This is a genomic window from Polaromonas sp., from assembly GCF_018780625.1.
In the GTDB taxonomy this organism is placed as follows: domain Bacteria; phylum Pseudomonadota; class Gammaproteobacteria; order Burkholderiales; family Burkholderiaceae_C; genus Polaromonas.
Map to the genome: position 1 here is coordinate 1 of NZ_JADMJK010000013.1, position 2,402 is coordinate 2,402.

Genomic DNA, 2,402 nt, shown 5'->3' on the forward strand with positions numbered 1-2,402 from the left:
TCGGGCGACGACAAGTCGGTGATCCACATGACCCACGGCGCATTGCGCATTTCAACGCTGGACAGCAGCACCCAGTACAGCGCAATGAACACCGGGATCTGAACCATGATCGGGAAGCAGCCGCCCATCGGGTTGACTTTTTCTTCCTTGTAGATCTTCATCATCGCCTGCTGCATTTCCTGCGGCTTGTCTTTCAGGCGTTCACGCATTTCCGTGATCTTCGGGCTGACCGCCTTCATTTTGGCCATGCTGGCGTAAGCCTTGGCATTGAGCCAATAAAAAGCGATCTTCAGCAGCAGCACCAGGGCCACGATGGACCAACCCCAGTTCTGGATGAAACCATGCAGCGCATCAAGCAGCCAGTACAGCGGCTTGGCCAGGATGGTCAGCCAGCCGTAATCCTTGACCAGTTCCAGGCCGGGGGTTAGTACTTCCAGGGTTTTTTCAACTTGAGGACCGATAAAGAATTTCGAATCGACCGATTTGGTCGTGCCCGGCGCAACAGTGCCCACCGGCGTGATCATGCCCACGGCATACAGGTTGGTGTCGACCTTGCGGAAAAACAGGTCGCGCTTCAGGCCATCACCCAGAATCCAGGCCGATGCAAAATAATGCTGCACCATGGCCACATAGCCATTGGTCGCCTGCTTCTCCACGTCAACCTTGTTGCTTTCAATGTCCTTGAAATCAACTTTCTGATACTTCTTGGCTTCGGTGTAAATGGCCGGACCCGTGAAGGTGGAGTAGAACGATGACTCGCCCGGCGGCTTGTTGCCGTCGCGTACCAGCTGCAGGTAAAGCTGCGGCTCAACGGCAGCGCTGCCCGTGTTGATCACGTCATGGCGCACGGCAACATCGTAGGCGCCACGTTTGAGCGTGTAGGTTTTAACCAGCTTGACGCCACCCATATCGGCCGACTCAAACTTGATCTGCAACTCGTTTTCACCGTCTTTGAGCGTGCGCTCACCGGGCACGACGGTCATCATCGCCTTATGCGTGGGGAAAGTGCCGCCGGCGCTGCCTGCGATCAGGCCGCTTTGCGCCACGTAAATACGGTTGGGACTTTCATCGAGCAACACAAAGCCGACGTCCTTGTTCGTCATGTCCTTGTGCTTGGTGAACACCGAGTGAACCAGCGTTCCGCCTTCGGTGTCAAAAGTCAGCGACAGCACGTCGGTATTGACCACCACACGTTCTTTGGCGGCTGCAGGTGCCGTCGACGGCGCGCCTGTCGGCACAGCGCCGGGTGTGCTGGCGCTCATGCTGCCAGCAGACGAGGACGGCACCGAAGAAGCCGATCCAGCGGGCGCGCCCACTGCCGGTAAATTGGTGGCAGGCGCCTTGGCGGTCTGCGTGGCCGATGGGAAGAAAGTGGCCTTTTGGCCGTTAAAAACCTGCCACTGGTCCCACAACATGACCATGGAAAAACCAAAAATCACCCACAAAATGGTGCGGCGGATGTCGTTCATGACGGCGTCTTTTTAGAAGGGGTGGAAGTCACAGGGGTGACCAGACGGGTGAAAAGTGCGCGTGAGTCCTTGGGTGGCACGGGATCGTGGCCACCGTCGCACCAGGGTCCGCAACGCACCAGGCGGCGCAGCGTCAGGTAGCTGCCCATTGCCGCACCATGCTGCTGCAGTGCCTGTAAAGAATACACCGAGCAACTCGGCTCGAAGCGGCAGACGGATCCCAGCCACGGCCTGAGCAACAGTCGATAAGCTTTTACCAGACCGATCAGCAGCGTTTGCGGAAGACGTACGAGCGCAACAATGAACGATTTCATACGGCCTGCGCTCCAGCCTGCAGCAGTGCTTGCACTTCAGCGCGCACCGCCAGCTTGAGTTGTTCAGAGCTGGCGCTGACGAATTCCTTGCGGGAAAACTCACGCCGCAGGCGCACCACATAGGCGGCAAGCGGGTACTGCTGCGAAAAATCATCACTCACGGTGTAGATCTGTCGTTTGATGGCGTTGCGCGTAACGGCTCTTTTAGCCCAGCGTTTTGGAACCATCGCACCTATCCAGGTCGTCTGGACAGGAAAGAGCGCACGCGCATCAGGCTGCGCTTCGGCCTTGGCTTGCACAGCTTTTGCGTCCAGCGCATTGCGGTGCAATGCGAAGTGCGTCGTTCTTGCAACAATGCTGCCTGCAAGGACTGCCTGGAACTGAGGTCGGGTTTTTAACCGCTGCACTAGCGCAAAGCGTCAGTTCAGAGAACGAAACCGCTGCAAAGCCTGCAAAAAAGCGGGCTTAGACGGCCAGGCGCTTGCGGCCTTTGGCACGACGTGCAGCAATCACTGCGCGGCCGCCGCGCGTTTTCATGCGCGTCAGGAAACCGTGGGTACGTGCGCGCTTGACTTTGGAAGGTTGGTATGTGCGTTTCATGATAAATCCTACTAGCCTT

General features: G+C 57.6%; 4 protein-coding genes. All 4 read right to left on the reverse strand.

The annotated features are described in order from the left end of the window. The coding region (gene yidC, locus IV091_RS01135; protein WP_293464142.1) for a membrane protein insertase YidC at nucleotides 1–1,469 on the reverse strand (1,469 nt) is incomplete at its 3' end. After that, nucleotides 1,466–1,783 (reverse strand): membrane protein insertion efficiency factor YidD, encoded by a 318-nt coding sequence (yidD, locus tag IV091_RS01140; protein WP_293464143.1) that lies wholly within the window; start codon nucleotides 1,781–1,783, stop codon nucleotides 1,466–1,468. The genes yidD and yidC, both read right to left, overlap by 4 nt. Further along, nucleotides 1,780–2,190 carry a ribonuclease P protein component gene (locus IV091_RS01145; RefSeq protein WP_293464144.1) on the reverse strand — a complete coding sequence of 137 codons (411 nt, stop codon included), beginning with the start codon at nucleotides 2,188–2,190 and terminating at the stop codon, nucleotides 1,780–1,782. Before IV091_RS01145 ends, yidD begins: the two co-directional genes overlap by 4 nt. Nucleotides 2,191–2,248: 58 nt before the next feature. Further along, on the reverse strand, nucleotides 2,249–2,383 hold the full coding sequence (rpmH, locus tag IV091_RS01150; protein WP_007862708.1) for a 50S ribosomal protein L34: 135 nt from the start codon (nucleotides 2,381–2,383) through the stop codon (nucleotides 2,249–2,251). Between the last annotated feature and the right edge of the window lie 19 nt (nucleotides 2,384–2,402).

What these genes read in the sequence shown, in the direction of transcription:
- yidD (WP_293464143.1), bottom strand. Translation starts at nt 1,783, where the DNA reads ATGAAATCGTTCATTGTTGCGCTCGTACGTCTTCCGCAAACGCTGCTG.
- rpmH (WP_007862708.1), bottom strand. Translation starts at nt 2,383, where the DNA reads ATGAAACGCACATACCAACCTTCCAAAGTCAAGCGCGCACGTACCCAC.